The 15,535-nt window shown below is 31.6% G+C and carries 25 protein-coding genes and 1 tRNA gene; 14 read left to right on the plus strand and 12 right to left on the minus strand.

Going from position 1 to position 15,535, the window contains the following annotated elements:
- Nucleotides 1–14 precede the first annotated feature (14 nt).
- The gene (locus tag K5790_RS06040) at nucleotides 15–476 is read left to right on the plus strand and encodes a hypothetical protein (RefSeq protein WP_297593318.1); all 462 of its coding nucleotides are present in this window, start codon (nucleotides 15–17) and stop codon (nucleotides 474–476) included.
- On the opposite strand, the gene K5790_RS06045 is transcribed toward K5790_RS06040, so the two are convergent.
- Complete coding sequence (locus K5790_RS06045; RefSeq protein WP_297593320.1) at nucleotides 473–754, minus strand: Fe(2+)-trafficking protein; 282 nt, start codon at nucleotides 752–754, stop codon at nucleotides 473–475. The genes K5790_RS06040 and K5790_RS06045 overlap by 4 nt on opposite strands.
- Before the next feature lie 77 nt (nucleotides 755–831).
- Here K5790_RS06045 and K5790_RS06050 point away from each other — a divergent pair, with 77 nt between their 5' ends.
- The 5 genes from K5790_RS06050 (at nucleotide 832) to K5790_RS06070 (ending at nucleotide 3,427) form a co-directional block, all read left to right on the plus strand.
- Nucleotides 832–1,041, plus strand: a complete 210-nt coding sequence (locus tag K5790_RS06050; protein ID WP_297593322.1) for a hypothetical protein — start codon at nucleotides 832–834, stop codon at nucleotides 1,039–1,041.
- Nucleotides 1,042–1,101: 60 nt separating this feature from the next.
- Nucleotides 1,102–1,743 carry a hypothetical protein gene (locus K5790_RS06055; RefSeq protein ID WP_297593324.1) on the plus strand — a complete coding sequence of 214 codons (642 nt, stop codon included), beginning with the start codon at nucleotides 1,102–1,104 and terminating at the stop codon, nucleotides 1,741–1,743.
- Between the two features lie 121 nt (nucleotides 1,744–1,864).
- A complete protein-coding gene (locus tag K5790_RS06060) occupies nucleotides 1,865–2,152 on the plus strand; it encodes a winged helix-turn-helix domain-containing protein (protein ID WP_297593326.1) in 288 nt (95 codons plus the stop codon).
- Nucleotides 2,153–2,312: 160 nt separating this feature from the next.
- Nucleotides 2,313–2,909, plus strand: a complete 597-nt coding sequence (locus K5790_RS06065) for an L-threonylcarbamoyladenylate synthase (RefSeq protein WP_297593328.1) — start codon at nucleotides 2,313–2,315, stop codon at nucleotides 2,907–2,909.
- The gene (locus tag K5790_RS06070; protein WP_297593330.1) at nucleotides 2,906–3,427 is read left to right on the plus strand and encodes a THUMP domain-containing protein; all 522 of its coding nucleotides are present in this window, start codon (nucleotides 2,906–2,908) and stop codon (nucleotides 3,425–3,427) included. The genes K5790_RS06065 and K5790_RS06070 overlap by 4 nt, the downstream gene beginning before the upstream one ends.
- On the opposite strand, the gene cgi121 is transcribed toward K5790_RS06070, so the two are convergent.
- From cgi121 to K5790_RS06085, 3 genes are read right to left on the minus strand one after another with little or no spacing between them, the layout of a single operon-like run.
- Nucleotides 3,419–4,192 carry a KEOPS complex subunit Cgi121 gene (gene cgi121, locus K5790_RS06075; protein ID WP_297593331.1) on the minus strand — a complete coding sequence of 258 codons (774 nt, stop codon included), beginning with the start codon at nucleotides 4,190–4,192 and terminating at the stop codon, nucleotides 3,419–3,421. The two genes, K5790_RS06070 and cgi121, sit on opposite strands and share 9 nt — an antisense overlap.
- A 41-nt stretch (nucleotides 4,193–4,233) precedes the next feature.
- Nucleotides 4,234–4,587, minus strand: coding sequence for a hypothetical protein (locus K5790_RS06080; protein ID WP_297593333.1), 354 nt, complete (start codon nucleotides 4,585–4,587; stop codon nucleotides 4,234–4,236).
- A 30-nt stretch (nucleotides 4,588–4,617) separates the two neighbouring features.
- Nucleotides 4,618–5,373, minus strand: coding sequence for a TatD family hydrolase (locus K5790_RS06085; protein ID WP_297593535.1), 756 nt, complete (start codon nucleotides 5,371–5,373; stop codon nucleotides 4,618–4,620).
- A gap of 96 nt (nucleotides 5,374–5,469) precedes the next feature.
- On the opposite strand from K5790_RS06085, the gene K5790_RS06090 reads away from it, so the two are divergent.
- Nucleotides 5,470–5,691, plus strand: coding sequence for a histone family protein (locus K5790_RS06090; RefSeq protein ID WP_297593334.1), 222 nt, complete (start codon nucleotides 5,470–5,472; stop codon nucleotides 5,689–5,691).
- Between the two features lie 110 nt (nucleotides 5,692–5,801).
- On the opposite strand, the gene K5790_RS06095 is transcribed toward K5790_RS06090, so the two are convergent.
- Nucleotides 5,802–6,212 (minus strand): plastocyanin/azurin family copper-binding protein, encoded by a 411-nt coding sequence (locus K5790_RS06095; protein WP_297593335.1) that lies wholly within the window; start codon nucleotides 6,210–6,212, stop codon nucleotides 5,802–5,804.
- 72 nt (nucleotides 6,213–6,284) lie between these two features.
- On the opposite strand from K5790_RS06095, the gene K5790_RS06100 reads away from it, so the two are divergent.
- Nucleotides 6,285–8,036, plus strand: a complete 1,752-nt coding sequence (locus tag K5790_RS06100; protein WP_297593336.1) for an AIPR family protein — start codon at nucleotides 6,285–6,287, stop codon at nucleotides 8,034–8,036.
- A 162-nt stretch (nucleotides 8,037–8,198) separates the two neighbouring features.
- A complete protein-coding gene (locus K5790_RS06105; protein ID WP_297593337.1) occupies nucleotides 8,199–8,366 on the plus strand; it encodes a hypothetical protein in 168 nt (55 codons plus the stop codon).
- Nucleotides 8,367–8,368: 2 nt separating this feature from the next.
- Here K5790_RS06105 and K5790_RS06110 read toward each other — a convergent pair whose 3' ends face one another.
- Nucleotides 8,369–8,953, minus strand: coding sequence for a hypothetical protein (locus tag K5790_RS06110; RefSeq protein WP_297593338.1), 585 nt, complete (start codon nucleotides 8,951–8,953; stop codon nucleotides 8,369–8,371).
- A 105-nt stretch (nucleotides 8,954–9,058) separates the two neighbouring features.
- Here K5790_RS06110 and K5790_RS06115 point away from each other — a divergent pair, with 105 nt between their 5' ends.
- Nucleotides 9,059–9,319: a winged helix-turn-helix domain-containing protein gene (locus K5790_RS06115; RefSeq protein ID WP_367182870.1), complete on the plus strand. Its 261-nt coding sequence runs from the start codon at nucleotides 9,059–9,061 to the stop codon at nucleotides 9,317–9,319.
- A gap of 3 nt (nucleotides 9,320–9,322) precedes the next feature.
- Here K5790_RS06115 and K5790_RS06120 read toward each other — a convergent pair whose 3' ends face one another.
- Complete coding sequence (locus tag K5790_RS06120; protein ID WP_297593342.1) at nucleotides 9,323–9,535, minus strand: hypothetical protein; 213 nt, start codon at nucleotides 9,533–9,535, stop codon at nucleotides 9,323–9,325.
- Between the two features lie 62 nt (nucleotides 9,536–9,597).
- On the opposite strand from K5790_RS06120, the gene K5790_RS06125 reads away from it, so the two are divergent.
- Complete coding sequence (locus K5790_RS06125) at nucleotides 9,598–9,780, plus strand: hypothetical protein (protein WP_297593344.1); 183 nt, start codon at nucleotides 9,598–9,600, stop codon at nucleotides 9,778–9,780.
- A 212-nt stretch (nucleotides 9,781–9,992) separates the two neighbouring features.
- Here K5790_RS06125 and K5790_RS06130 read toward each other — a convergent pair.
- Nucleotides 9,993–10,066 (minus strand) — tRNA-Thr (locus K5790_RS06130).
- Nucleotides 10,067–10,119: 53 nt separating this feature from the next.
- On the opposite strand from K5790_RS06130, the gene K5790_RS06135 reads away from it, so the two are divergent.
- A complete protein-coding gene (locus tag K5790_RS06135; protein WP_297593346.1) occupies nucleotides 10,120–11,418 on the plus strand; it encodes a phosphomannomutase in 1,299 nt (432 codons plus the stop codon).
- Nucleotides 11,402–12,352, plus strand: coding sequence for a thiamine-phosphate kinase (gene thiL, locus K5790_RS06140; protein ID WP_297593348.1), 951 nt, complete (start codon nucleotides 11,402–11,404; stop codon nucleotides 12,350–12,352). The genes K5790_RS06135 and thiL overlap by 17 nt, the downstream gene beginning before the upstream one ends.
- Here the strand turns inward: thiL and K5790_RS06145 are convergent, their stop codons facing one another.
- Nucleotides 12,353–12,673: a hypothetical protein gene (locus K5790_RS06145; protein ID WP_297593350.1), complete on the minus strand. Its 321-nt coding sequence runs from the start codon at nucleotides 12,671–12,673 to the stop codon at nucleotides 12,353–12,355.
- A gap of 116 nt (nucleotides 12,674–12,789) precedes the next feature.
- Here K5790_RS06145 and K5790_RS06150 point away from each other — a divergent pair, with 116 nt between their 5' ends.
- Entirely contained in the window at nucleotides 12,790–13,293 is a 504-nt protein-coding gene (locus K5790_RS06150) for a 30S ribosomal protein S11 (protein ID WP_297593352.1), read from the plus strand.
- Here the strand turns inward: K5790_RS06150 and K5790_RS06155 are convergent.
- The 3 genes from K5790_RS06155 to K5790_RS06165 are packed head-to-tail and all read right to left on the minus strand — an operon-like array spanning nucleotide 13,290 to nucleotide 15,457.
- On the minus strand, nucleotides 13,290–13,601 hold the full coding sequence (locus tag K5790_RS06155) for a hypothetical protein (RefSeq protein WP_297593354.1): 312 nt from the start codon (nucleotides 13,599–13,601) through the stop codon (nucleotides 13,290–13,292). The two genes, K5790_RS06150 and K5790_RS06155, sit on opposite strands and share 4 nt — an antisense overlap.
- A gap of 3 nt (nucleotides 13,602–13,604) precedes the next feature.
- Nucleotides 13,605–14,012, minus strand: a complete 408-nt coding sequence (locus tag K5790_RS06160) for a DNA-binding protein (protein ID WP_297593356.1) — start codon at nucleotides 14,010–14,012, stop codon at nucleotides 13,605–13,607.
- Nucleotides 14,009–15,457, minus strand: a complete 1,449-nt coding sequence (locus K5790_RS06165) for an RtcB family protein (protein WP_297593358.1) — start codon at nucleotides 15,455–15,457, stop codon at nucleotides 14,009–14,011. The genes K5790_RS06160 and K5790_RS06165 overlap by 4 nt, the downstream gene beginning before the upstream one ends.
- Between the last annotated feature and the right edge of the window lie 78 nt (nucleotides 15,458–15,535).

The raw sequence follows: 15,535 nt of genomic DNA on the forward strand, positions 1-15,535 counted from the left end.
AATCTTTTAGATCGATGGTGGGAGAAAATTTTGCTGGAAATATCATAGTTAATTTGGCTAATCTTCCAGATTTTCTGAGAAATCCAATATTAAAAAAAAGAATGATGGAATTTTTTGGTCTTACTGAACCAGAAAAAAAAGAAATCATCAATAATGCATTAGAGGCAGGACCAACAATTCCGTTTCCAAATTTTTCAAAGCTTTTCAAAACATGGCTTAAAATTTTAACAACTCTTACTGAAGAACAAAGAGAAGGATTATTTTCTGCATATATCTTAGAAATTGCAAAAAATCCACAAAAACTAATCACTTTTAATTTGGATGGAATATTAGAACTATTTTTATCGTTAGAAGAAAATGAAAAGGAAACTCTTTCCAACACAATTAAAAAAATTATTAACAGTTTAGATGCAGAAGAAAAGAGAAAAATCTTGATAGTTATACCAGATAATGCTAAAAAACACTTAAAATTTTAATTCTTTGGGGGCTCGTCAGGTTTTCTATTATCTTCATTTGTGTAATCAATGATTTCACCTTCAGGAGATAATACACCCACAAAGATTTTTTCATGTTTTTTCAATAGTTTTCGATGATCTGGCATTGACATGTCCAGTTTCATTTCATTCATTACCATAATTTGATATTCTTTCCATTCTGTCCAACATTTGTTACAAGTAGGATATTTCTCTGCAACAACGCCTAATTGTTCAGTATCTGGAATAGAATTCTTACATTTGGTACATATTCTACTCATAGAAATCAGCAGATTAGAACTCCTTTTATCTTTTTTTGAATCTAAAGTAATAATAATTATCATAAACACATGTATTCATGAAGATCAAATGCCCAAAATGTAAAGAAGATGCAGAATTGGCAATGGATTTTTCACTGGTAAAATGTGGAACTTGTGATTTGGAGATGAGTTATGGTGAATATGTTAAATTCGTAGCACATAATGAAAGTAGATATTCAGACATTCTAGGTGATTATACGGGTAGTACTGAAGGTCAAACAGCAGGATCATTAGATGAATGGGATTAACTAGATGGTTAAAAGATTCATCAGATTAAAATAATTAGAATCAAAAGTTTCTAAACATCATTGGAATTTTTGTTAGAAAATATACTTAATCTAATTGGATTTTTGGTAGGATTAGCAATTGGTATAATGTCATTAATTGGTTTTAGAAATACTGGCAGTCCAACTTTGTTTAGATTAACTATAGCATTTTTTTCAATTAGTTTAGGATTTTTTGTAATTTGGGCAGGATATACAGTAGAAGACTTTGTAATAAAATCTGGAAGTATAGAAAGATGGATACAAACATTAGGAATTGGGATTCAAACTGTTGGTTACTTTTTCATTGCATTTTCACATAGCATTAAATCATTTTTTCCAAAATCAAGATATTTTAGATCAGTTGGAGTATTGCCACTATTCCTAGTTTCATCGGTTCAGTTAGAACATATCTTTAGATCTGTTTCATTTATTTTGTTAGCTTATGGTGCAATTGAAACAATGTTATCATATTTTGAAAATAAAAACAAAGGTGCAATTTCTGTTTCAGTGGGACTTGGATTATTGGCATTAGGAGAATTTTTAGGATGGTACTCTTTTGTTTTCCCAGAATCAATCCTATATTCAGTATCAATGACAATTAAAATTGGAGGATTGATAGCATTGTTCATCCCTGTAAGCAAAGTTCCTCTAACTAAGATAAAATTTGATGATGATTTTGAATAAATCTTGTTAGGCTCAATATTTTGAGAAATCAATGATTTGTCAAATTCTTTTGTCTTTTTGGTATATTGGAAAATATCAATGTCCTCTCATAGAAATTAGAAACATAATCTATTGAGGATTAATGGTAGAATATAGAACTCACATGAAAATTATTGGTGATATTCTGGCAACAACCAGAGATGATCTTCAAGATGAGGATGGAGCTACAGTTACATATCTAATTCGAAAAGCCAATATCTCTCATTCAAGAATTTCAAGAATATTGAAAACTCTTGTTTCACAAGGTCTGTTAGAACAAATTGATTCTCAAGGTTCAAACAAATATAGAATCAGTCAAACAGGCAGAGAATTTCTTCAAGCATATTATACATTTACAAACTTTGCAGACAATTTTGGATTAAGTATCTAATCTTCTGTATCAAATTCATCTAGATCATCGTCAAAATCATCTTCAAAATCAGTATTTCCATAATCTGTGGAAGATTCAGACATGATATATTTTAGAAATTTAGTATTAAAAATCTATCAAATGTAAATGGTAATTAAACAAAACAAAGAGAAAAAGGTTATTGAGAGTTTCATGTGATAAAGAAGGAATAGAAAAGGCTGCAAAAATTATCAATGAGGGCGGAGTTGTTGTCTTTCCAACAGATACAGTGTATGGAATTGGTTGTGATCCATACAACATAGAATCAGTGAAGAAAATTTATGAAATAAAATCTAGAGATTTTTCAAAACCATTACCGGTTTTAGTGTATTCAAAAGAGATTGCTGAAAGAATAGCCATCTTTGATGAAGTGACAAAAAAAATTGTAGAGAGATTTTGGCCAGGACAATTAACTGTAATTGTAACAATAAAAGATTTGGAATTAAAAAAATCATTAAATCTTTTGAATAAAATTGCATTAAGAGTACCAAATCACAAGTGCACTTTGGATTTATTAAAAAAATGTAATTTTTTGGTCGGAACTAGTGCAAATGTTTCAGGTGATAAACCATTTACAAATCCTAATGATTGTTTGAAGAATCTTAATAATTACGATATATTTGTGGATGGAGGAGTAATTTCTAGTAAATCAGAATCCACAATAATAGAGATTGTAAACGATGAGATCAAAATCATACGGAAAGGTTCTTTGAGTTATGAGGAATTAACAAAAATATGAATTTGATAATTACATGTGCCAGGCATTTAGAACCTGAAACAGTTGATGAGATTAGTAATATTTTAGAAGAAATGGGGGATGCAGAACCCAAGATCACCATAACAAAAATGTCAGGAATTGTTACGGCTGAAACAAAACTAGAACCAGTTGAAATTGTAAGGAAAATTAGAGAAAGGATTCTAGATGAACCTTGGAGTCTTAGATATAGCCTTAGAATAATACCCATTCAAAGAATAGTTGAAACTAAAATTGAAAGTATAGAAGCAACTGTAGAAGAGATGTCAAACAATATTGCAGAAGATGAAACATACAGAATATCAATAGAAAAGAGAAATTCAGATATTTCTAGTCAAGAACTAATTAAAAAAATTGCCAGTAAGCTAAAAAATAAAGTATCACTAGAATTTCCAGATAAGATAATTCTTCTTGAAATTTTAGGAAATACCTGTGGAATTTCTATATTAAAAAAATTAGATATACTAAGTACTGAAAAAACAAAAAGAAGTATTTCAGAGTAAAACAGTTGCTTTTTCTATCAAGATATCCTCTAAAGGGTATTTGGAATAAATTGATTCAAGTTGTTTTTTTGGAATTTTAAAATGTTTTTTAACAAAATTTGAATTGTTTTTTACAAATAAACTAGTTGAAAGAGGCAATAATTCTTTAGAAATAATATCAAGGGATTTTTTATTTCCAATTATTATTAAGACAAAATTATTTTTTGGTTTTATTCCAGCTATTCTAATTGCATCTGAAATTTGATTACTTAATGCAAAACGCATTAAAATATCTGTTTCAATTTTTTTTGAAAGTAATAAATCATTTTTTTTATATTCAAATGACAAACTTAAAATTTTTTTAAGATGATATTTATTTAAAACAAAATTACTTGAAACAGCTTGAAATGTAATTTTTGGATATTGTTTTCGTAAATTTAAAAGAAAATTTTCATCAGAAGATTTTTGTCCTTTAATTTCTAGAATTCGAAGTTGTTTTTTGGATATTTCTAATGAAACGATTTTATTTGAACCACCATGAATTACAGGAATAATACTTACAATATCATTATTTTTTATGACAGTTGATTTTCCTTCCATTGCAGAGGAATCAACACCATTAATTGCAATTAAAATATTTTCAATATCAAATTTTGGAGTATTTTTTGGTTTTTCCATCAATAGCAAATCAATTAGTTCTTGAATAGAAATATCAGATTTGGCAATTTCTAATTTTTCAGATAAAAAAAGTTTTTTTGCTCCACCCACAAGTTTTACGGTTATCATAATTATCTAAATGAAAAAATTGAAAATTAAGTTTTAATTTTCTACTCAGACTTGTTTTCTAGAGTTTCTGATGGTTCTTCAGTTGATGATTCTTGAATTACGGTTTCAGATGTAACATCTTCAGAGGTTTCTTCAATTTCAGGAGTTTCAGATTCAGTTTCTTTTACTATTTCTTCTTCAGTTTCTGATGCCAGTATTTGTGATTGTTTTATTTTTTCTTCACGAATCTCTTTTTTGATAAATTTAGTAATATATCCTGCAATCTCGTTTTTAAGACCTTTAGAACGTATGATAGAAATTTGATCTAAGATTTTTTTGTTATCAGCAAAATCTTCACCAAATTTTGATTTGTGTGTATCAAGTACTTCATATGAAAGACGCTTAATTCTGTCCACAATTTTTTATTGAAATAGGGTATTTTATACCTATATTCCCAGATAGGAATTAGAGTTTTTTTCAAGCATTAAAGCTGTTTCATCAAATGACTTTTCAAGAATTTTTGACGCACAAAATATTACACTTGGAATAAAGACGGTTTGTCCGGATTTCATCTCAAAACATCTAGAAAATCTAACAGGTCCATCAGTTTCTACTAAAATTTTGGATTCATCAGATTTTGAAAGTAATGTTTGTTTGTCATTTGCATAAATCATTACTGGTCCAAACGAAACAAAAAATCCCATATCCATTGCCTTTTGTAGTTGTTTTTTGTTTCCATCAAACCAATGTAAAAGAGCATGCTTAGTACTAAAGGAAGTCATTATTTGGAGAATATCATCCAAACTTTTTCGTGAATGAATAGAAACAGGTTTTTCAAATTTTTCTGCACAACTCAAGAGAGATTCAAAAATGTGTAATTGACGTTTTGAATCTTCATCAGTTTTTGTATAAGTAGGATCAAGTCCTATTTCACCTACACCAGATATTATTTCATGATTTTCTTCAATTAGCGTAGTTACAGATTCAAGATTATCATCAGCACATTCAGGATGGATACCTAGGAATGGTAAAACTAGTTCACTTTTTTTTGCTAGTTGTAATGTTTGGAGGGAATTTTTATGATCCATTGAAACACAACAGGCTTTAATTTTTAAAATTTTCATTTCATTTAAAATAAATTGCATGTAGGGCAAATATTCTGGATCTGACAAATGAATATGAGAATCAAAATACCATGTCATTTCTTTATCAATTCTTAAAATAGTCTGTATAAATCGATTCCTTAGTGATATTTTTTCACTCATTATCTTTTTTCGGAAAAAAATAAAATCAATTTTATGAAATCTTCTGAACTTGGATTATCTGCCATGTATAGAATATTGAAAAAAGCAGGTGCGGAGAGAGTAAGTGATGAATCAGCTGATGAATTAAGAAGAATAATAGAAGAAATTGGAAATGCTATTGCAAAAAGTGCAGTTGACATGGCTAATCATGCAGGAAGAAAAACAGTCAAAGGGGAAGATGTAAAGTTGGCTTCAAAACCATTTAACAAATTCTAATCTAAAGAGTTTAATTGTTCATTTTGTGTTTTTTAAAACGGTACTCTGGCAGAACGGTTATGCGTGAGCCTGCAAAGCTTATACAAGGGGGTTCGACTCCCTCGGGTACCTTATTTTACAATCACTTGTCCTTTCATCCAAGGATGTAAAGTACAAAAATAATCATAGGTACCAATGTCATCAAATACTACAGTGTATGATTCAAAGGGATCAAGATATCCACTATCAAAGAGTTCACTTGGGGAATCATAAAATCCAGATGTGACACTGTGAAAAGCTGAATCTTCATTTATCCATGTTACTTGTTTTCCTTTTTTAATTTCTATAACTGATGGGACATAACATTTATCAATTTTCTCACACCCAGGCCTTGAAACTTTTGTAGGCATGATTACATCACCTTTGATCATCATATCTGAATCATCAGAAATTTCTTTTATTGAATAATATGAAAGAATGATTCCAATTATCAAGAGTATTGCAATACCTATTATTCCAAGTCCAATTATTTTTTTAATCAAATCAAATCACATCCAAAGGGAGTTATAACATAATTACCTAATTGTCTAAATATATAGCATATTAGAAAAATAGTGTCTCAAAATAAAAATGGATTATTAGAATACATTCCAGGTTCTCACACTCTGTTAATTCAAAAAAATTCTAGCACACCATTAGAAGGATTTGCAGAGAATATCAGGGGCAGTATCCACGAATATGCTGAAAATTCAAAAAGTGAGGTTGAAAAAGGGAATAATTTTCTACAGTGGGTGTTAACGAGAGTTTTTGAAGCAACAGAGGATGATGCAGCTGATGCAATTGTTGATGGCGCAAATGATCTTGGAATTGATGCATATCTTCCAGTAGATTTCTCAGATAATACAATTAGACTATTTCAATCAAAATACGGTACATCACATTCACTGGATGCAATTGCAAAATTCAAAGAAGACGCCAAAAGATTACTATCCAAAGACGTAACAAAAATGAGACCTGAACTTGCTCAACTTGTAACAAAAATTAAAGAAAAAAATCTAAAAATAAAGTGTTGTTACGTTACTGATCAAAAAGTCGAATACAATGACGACTTGGTCGAAGTGATTGATGAGGAGAAAATAATTCAAAAATTATGGGATAGGATAAAAAAACCAGCCGCAGGAAAAAAATCATCGATAAAACTTGAACGTATGTTAAGACATGAAAATACAATATTAGGAATTTTGAAATTAAGAGAACTAACTGATTTTGTTAGTAAGAATAGGGATTATGTTTTTGAATCAAATATTCGTCAGTGGATGCAGTTTAAAACAACAGTCAACAAAGGGTTACGTGAAACACTACAAGGAAATCCTGGTAAATTTTTCTATTACAATAACGGGATAACAATTGTAGTTAGTGATTTTGCAGAATTAGGAGAGAATTTGATTGAGCTTCATGCTCCACAAATTGTTAATGGTGCACAGACATCAAACTCAATTCTTGATCACTCAAAGAGAACCAAAAACATGGAAGGTTCTATGACTGTAACAATTATCAAAGCAGATGATGAGCAAGAACAAAACAACATTACAAAATATAGAAATTCTCAAAATTCGGTAAGAGGGAAAGATCTGGTATCCTTGATGGATTTTCACAAATCAATAAAGTCACAGTTAAAAAATTGTGGCTATTTTTATGAAATTCAAGCAGGATCCTTTGATACAAAATCTAAATCAAAACAATCTGAATATGAGGGAGATTCAACATACAATAACTATCTTCCAGATAATCATAAGAAAGTAATTGTTGCTAAAGATGCAATTCAATCCCTTGTTGCAGGAATTGAGCAAAGACCAACTGAAGCTTATAGTTCCCCTGCCCAGTTTCTACCAAGAGGAAGTAAGTATGACGATATCTTTAATGATAATCTAAAAGATGATTATAGAATATTACTTTATCCTTATCTTGTAAAAGAATTTGCAAAAAAATCATTAAAGTATGGAAAACAAGGCGGTCACAAAACCAAAAGGTATGCTACACTGTTTTTTGTTGCAGTGTATTTTAGAATACTACATAAGAAAATTCTTGAATCAAAGGGAGATTTTAAGACAGATGTGAGAAAATTAGAGCCTATTTTTCGTAGTTTCAAACTAAATTCAAGGATTTTAAAGATAACAGATGTCATAGTGACTAAATTTCTCGAAGACACAGTAGTTGATGATGAAATAGAATTGGCAAATACAAAACATAATTTCTTCTCCCAACATGTTTGGAATGATTCAATGTTACGGGTAATAGATAAGAAAATCAGGCAAGAAGAAGAAGAAATTCTTGCATTAAAAAAATTAGCAAATAGTTTATTTTAATTTCAAGGGTAGTAGTCCAACCAAGTAAAAATCTTGCAGGAGGTTTACATTGGTCAGACTACTACCTAAAAATGGTATAAATTGGTGATATTTAACATAATTTTTTTAAGCACAATATAATCCAGAATGTTTTTTATATCGATTAAAAAGAGCTAAACCACATTGGGAATAAAAGAAAAATGTGCAATTTGTAGTGAAAAAATTGACTTGAGATATAATCCAATGGAAGAATGGGGAATTGATGGCTCTCTTTGTGGTAAATGTTATTCAAAAAAAATCAACGAACATTATCCAGGAGATCACATTAGAGTGAACAAACATTTGGATTAGATTTATTCTGATTTTGAATATTTATTTGTATTAAAACAATTCCAAGCTAGAACGTCATCTTTTACATCTTTTTCATCTAAAAATGCTATATCAGAAATTGTTTTTTTCCTTTTTAAAAGATTGATTTGAAAACTTGAAAATTCTCTGCAGTCACAATTGTTGTAAAGACAGACATCATTATCACCCTCATCATGATCTTCAGCTTCGTGACCGCAATTACATATAGAATCTTTTTTAACATCACCAAGGGATTTTTTTGTATATACTCCCAATCTTAGATATGCTTCCCCACCGTGACCTTTCTTAAATCGTTCATAGTTTTCAGATTTGGGCAATATTTTGTAAAATGACATGTTGGAATCAGGTTTTTGAGAATCAGCTCCCATGATAAACCAATAATTATCGCCAGTTTCTACAAATCTAATTTTAATAGAATGATCTAACCAAAAATGGATCGTGTCATGCCACAAAGATGCAGAGTGTTTTCTATCTGTCAGTAGAGGAACTACGTTCATTCTAAGATCATAGTATCTGTAGGCTACCCCTACAAAGTCATCATACCAAGGAATTGAAGTTGATGATGACATTGCTGAAAAATCAGCCCAGAGCTTATTTATCTGATCTGAATTAATGGTAATACCCTTATATCTGAGTTTGAGAATAACCTATACATGGTTTCCTATAGGACTAGTATGCAAATAGTTGCAGATCTGCTTACTGCCACACAACAATCTGGCCAAGAAGGCATCAAGACTACATCTCTTCTTACAAAGGCAAACTTATCACATTCAAGATTATCCAAATTCCTAGAAAACTTGACAGGAGCAGGATTAATCAATAAAATTGAATTTGATGGAAAAAATACTTTTGTGATCACTGCAAAAGGTAGACAATATTTGGATTCTTATGTAAATTTCTCCAGTATTGCTGAATCATTTGGATTAGAACTTTAAAATCTATTTTCTTGCTCTTCGCTTAGCATTTGCTTTTTGACGTTCTTGTTTATCCTTGTAAGCAGTGTAAATAAAAATAATTATTATTCCTGCAATTGCAGCATAAAATAGTGGGATAATTGGTGGATCTCTAATTTCTCCCGAAGATGGTTCAACAAAAGCAATTGGAATAGTCACAACCATAAAAATCAAAATCACAAGAAGGTATTTGTCCATAAATGGATTAATTTACAAAACCATATATCTTTTTGATTTTACAATTTGATACTAGAAAAAATATGGCAAAAATGCTAGAAATGTTAGGATTAATCCTAGTTGCAATAATGACATTAGGTTTTGTTGGAGTATTACAACCAACTGTTAGTGCTGGATTGTCCCCATTATTTTGGATATGCGCAGGAGGGACTCTAGCAATTATCATGTATCGGAAGATGAAACGAAAACAAGAAGAGAAAGATTAGATCGTTTCAGAAAAAGTTATCAAGTGATCAACTACGTATCAACCGACAGATCTATAAAGGAGAATTCAACGTATTTTATGAGGGGAGCATGGCAGAACAAAATAAACAATGGTGGGAAGGTTTAGGAAAAGAATTAGAAGTAGATATTGAAGCCCTAGATGAATCACGCTCTTAGAAATTTTTTAATTATTATCAAATATTTTACAAAACAAAGCCCTGGATGGGGTACGAACCCACGACCTAACGCTTACGAGGCGTTCGCTCTACCAGGCTGAGCTACCAAGGCACTTTTGGATAAATCCATCAGAGTTAATAAAAAGCCTTTCCGAGTTGGAACAATTGAAGAAAACTATTTCTGGAATTAGAGGAATTTTTGGCGAAGATCTCAATCTTAAAGACGTATTACAATTTTGTAATAATTTTTCATCTCTAATTAAATCAAAAAAATGTGCAATCGGTATGGATACCAGACCATCAGGTGCCATGATAAAAGATACGGCAAGTGCAGCATTGATGAAAAATGGAATTGACGTATTTAATTTAGGATTAGCTCCAACCCCAGTAATTTTTAGAGAATCAAGATTTTATCAAGCAGGAATTGTGATTTCATCATCGCACAACCCAATAGAATGGAATGGGATGAAATTCATAATTGATGGACGTGGAATTAATGAAAATGAATTACCAGAGATTTTAAAAAATCAAGAAATTAGTATTTCAGAATTTGGAACTGAGAAGAATATTTCAACATCATACATTGAGGATGCAAAAAAAATAATCGGAGATATTGAAAATAAACCTAAAATTGCAGTAGATATTGGGGGTGGGGCTGCAAAGGATTTTGCCCCAAAACTACTAACTGAGATAGGGTGTCAAGTACAAACCATTAATGAAAATCTAGATAATTCCTCAAGAGGGCCAGATCCAACTACAGATGGGTTATCAGAATTGATTTTAGCATCCACAAAAAACGAAATTGGATTTGCTTTTGACTTGGATGGAGATCGTTTAGTGGTAGTTAGAAATGGCAAAAAACAGATACCAGATGTAACATTAGGATTAGGTGTTGCAAAATCTCTTGAATTAGGTTACAAGAATTTTGTTCTAAGTATTGATACTAGTGTGTCCATTGAAAAATTCATCAAAGAAAGTGGTGGTACTGTAAATAGATCTAAAGTAGGTGAAGCAAATGTGATAGATATGATGCTGCAAACTAAAGCTCAAGCAGGTGGAGAAGGGAGTAGTGGTGGTTTTATTTTACCAGAGTTTAATTTTTGTAGAGATGGAATACTAACCAGTGGTTTAATTTCTTCAATGCTTGGAAATTCAAATTTTAAAGAAATTTTAGACTTTATGGAAAGATATCAACAAATCAGAGAAAAAATTGAAGTTGATTCAGAGTTTCATGACAAAGTCATTGAAGATATCAGGGATAAATTTTCAAAAGAATATTCAGATGCGGATACTTTAGATGGAATAAAAGGAATAATTGACGAGGATAGCTGGGTGTTAATTAGAAAATCAAATACTGAAGATATTATCAGAGTTTCAGCAGAATCAAATGATAAAGTAAAGTGTGAGAATATAATCAAAGACACATTAGAACTGGTGAAACAAAGTTATGAAAAAATTAGATGAAGAATCAATAATTAAAATAATTCAAGGGAAATTAGGAAATAAAAAATTTGTCTCTGAAGATGTGGAGATTTTTAATTTAGGCAAAACCAAAATTGTTTCAAAAATGGACACCCTAGTAGAAAGTACAGATATTCCCCCTCAAATGAAACTAAGAAATGCTGCAAGAAAGAGTATTGTAGCATGTGTAAGTGATTTTGCTGCAAAAGGGGTTTGTCCTCAATATGGAATCATATCAATAAATTTGCCAAACTCAATTACACGCTCAAAAATTGATCAAATTTCGAATGGATTCAAATCGGCATGTGATGAATATGGTATTAAAATTCTTGGAGGAGATACTAATGCGGGAAAGGAATTTGTGTTTAATGTTTGCATTTTTGGAAAATCGGATTCCATAATCAGAAGAAATGGTTCAAAAAAAGGAGATTTGGTGTTTGTCACTGGTCCGTTTGGATATACATCTGCTGGATTAAGCATATTGCTAGAGAAAAAGAAGATTCACGGGAAATTTGCTAAAAAGGCAATTGATTCAGTCCTTTATCCCAAAGCCAAACTGAGGTTTGGATTAAAGAATAAAAAATATTTCTCATCATCTATGGATTCCAGTGATGGTCTATCCACGACATTAAATGAGTTATCAAAGCAAAGTAAAACTAAATTCATAATAAACAACATCCCTGCAAAAAAAGAATTAGAAGACTATGCAAATTCACAAAAAACTGATTTGAAAAAATTAGTATTTCATGGAGGAGAAGAGTATGATTTTGTATTTACGATAAACCCAAAATACCGAACCATAATTCTAAAAAATGCCAAATTACTAGGAACAGAGATTATTGAAGTCGGTTATGTAACTAATGGTAGTGGAGTGTATATTGTAGAGAATGACAAATTGGTAAAATTAAAAGATCTAGGCTGGAAACATTTTAGATAATTATTCCCCATGAGGAAATTCTCGTTCAACATTATTTACAATATTAAATATAGAATCTGCAGGAAGAACTGAAACACATTCTTTAATCCATTTATCATCAAGATACATCAATTGATTAAATTCTTTTTCTGGTAGCTCATCTGGATTTGAATTAGGATACATGGAATGAAGTTTATAACCTTCATTTGCAATTTGTTGGCATTTTTGTTCTAATGGCGATAAACCAGATTCATTAGTTGGAGTCAAAAATGAAAATGCTATGGATCCTAACAAAACAGATGCAATTGCTATACCAATTACCATAAAAATAATCGATGTCATTAATTCAAACCAAACAATCACGTATATGAAGAATCATCAATTTTTTCTCCAAATACCCACTTAACGAAGGCTGAAAAAATCAATGTTTTTTAAACCCTTTAAGGTCTGAGTAGACATTGTCAGAAACTGAAGCAAAAGTTGAGGAAGTTCCAGTTGAGGAAGAGGAAATAGTCGAGGAAGTAAAATCTGAGGCTGAAGTAGAATCAAAAGCTCAACCAGAGACCAAAAAAGAGGGTCCTGATAAATGGGGAATTGCCCATATTTACAGTAGTTACAATAATACTATTATCCACATGACAGATCTAACCGGTGCAGAAACTGTTGCCATTAGTTCTGGCGGAATTCATGTTAATGCAGATAGATACGAATCATCACCATTTGCAGCAATGAAGGCAGCAAATGCAGTTGTTGAATCTGCAAGAACAAAGGGATTCACTGGATTTCACATCAGAGTTCGTGCTGTTGGAGGAGTTGGTTCTAGAGTTCCAGGACCTGGTGCACAAGCAGCAATTAGAGCACTAGCAAGAGGCGGATTTAAAATTGGAAGAATCGATGATGTCACACCTATTCCTCACGATACCACCAGAAAGAAAGGTGGAAAACGAGGAAGAAGAGTCTAGTCAGATATTTTTATTTTCAAGTCACAACCTTTAGATGCAAAATAATCTCCAATGAAATTTGCAAATTTAGTTGGATGATCATTTTCTTTGTATTTTGAGATCATGTCAGAAAACTTTTCTTCAATTCCTTGTTGTAAATTTGGTTTAAATGCTAGCTTGAAAAATGTCCATCCAAACTTTGAGGTTGGTTCACTTAGAACATAGCCATTATATCCACCAACTAAACTTTCCATATGTGATAGTGCTTTTTTTATAGATAGTAAATCATTGACATAATTTTTGCTACCAACTTCTAAAACGATATTCACTTTTTAATCACTTTCTTCAGAGTGGGCACTTAGTTTATCACTTAATGATACGAATTTTCCGTCTTGTTCAACATTGATTTTAGTTTGCATTCTTACATTAAGACCAATTGATCTAAACAGAGTAAGTAACTTTCCACCATCAATTACTTCATTTATTTCACCAGATTTAATTAATTCAGATAATTTCATTATAATCATTTTTGTTTCATTAGGAAATTGCGATTCAGCATTTTCTAAAACCTCTAATCCTCTAAATCCCAATTTACTTACTAGAAAATCTCTTGGATTGGCTTGGGGTTTTTTTTGATTTTCTTTAGAGGGTTCAATCTTCTTTCTTGTAGAGATATTTTTTTGCATCTCTGCTAATCTTTTTGCTTTAAGTCTTTCAAGTTCAGAATCTTCTTCGCTCAACCTTTTATCACACCTATTGGAATCAATTTAGCAACTTTGGTAGCAATTCCCAGATTATGAGAGACATTTACTACTGCATCAACGTCTTTGTATGCCTGAGGAGTCTCTTCGACAACACCATCACGGGTCAATGCTTTGATAAATATGCCCTTATCATTTAGGGATTTTTTAACATCATTTTCAGTATAATCTCGTCTTGCTTTTGAGCGAGACATGGTTCTTCCTGCCCCATGAGCAGTTGAGCCAAAACTCAAATCCATTGAATTTGGCTGCCCAAGTAAAATCCAGCTTGCAGTACCCATTGAGCCTGGAACCAGTACTGGTTGCCCTAAATCACGATATCTTGATGGAATTTCATCACGATTAGCAGGAAATGCTCTTGTTGCTCCTTTTCTATGAACCACAAGCTTCCTTTCCACACCACCTACTTTGTGTTTTTCAACTTTGGCAATATTATGTGCAACATCATAAACTAAATTCATTTCAAGATCTGATTCTGATTTATCAAAGACTCGCTCAAAGGATTTCCTAGTCCAATGAGTGATCATTTGTCTATTACTCCATGCAAAATTTAGTGCAGAAAACATTGCTTTTCTATATGATTCACCTTCTTCTGAAGTATTTGGAACACATGCAAGTTCTCTATCGGGTAAGTTAATGTTGTATTTTTCCATGGACTGCTCTGATACTCTAAGATAATCACTACACACCTGATGTCCAAATCCTCTAGAACCACAGTGAATCAAAACTGTAATGGTTCCTTCTTCAATTCCCATTCTTTTAGCTGCAACTTCGTCATGAATTTCTGCAACTTTCTGTACTTCTAGAAAATGATTTCCTGAACCCAGACTACCAAGTTGGGGGGCTCCTCGTTTTCTTGCTTTATCAGAAACTTTGTTAGGATCAGCATTTGCAATTTTACCATTCTCTTCACAAACATCTGAATCATCAGTTGAACCATATCCATGATCAATTGCCCAGTTGACTCCTCTAACCAATACTTCATCAAGCTCAGAATGACTAAGCTTTACTGCACCCTTAGAGCCAACACCAGAAGGAATTGAGCTAAAAAGATCAGTAACTAGTTCTTTTAGTTTTAAGCGAACTTCATCCTCAGTTAAATTTGAGCGAAGCAATCGAACTCCACAATTAATGTCATATCCAACACCACCTGGACTTATCATTCCTTCCTCAGCATCCATTGCAGCTACTCCACCTACAGGAAATCCATAACCCTCATGGCCATCAGGCAAAACTACACTATGTCCAACTATACCAGGAATTGAGGAGACATTTCGTGCCTGCATAATAGTTCTATCAGTAAGCATTTTCTGCAATAATGGCTCATCAGCATAAATCCGAACAGGTACTTTCATTCCCAAATTAGAATCAGCTTCAATTTGGTATTGATTTTCTCCAATTTTCTTTGGAGTAATATTGGACATAAGTATCGGTAAAATTTACTTTCAATCCAATTTAAATCATCAGAAGAGTGAAGAGAATAATTTTAAATTAATTAAAAA

This window comes from Nitrosopumilus sp., from assembly GCF_025698945.1.
Classification (GTDB): domain Archaea; phylum Thermoproteota; class Nitrososphaeria; order Nitrososphaerales; family Nitrosopumilaceae; genus Nitrosopumilus.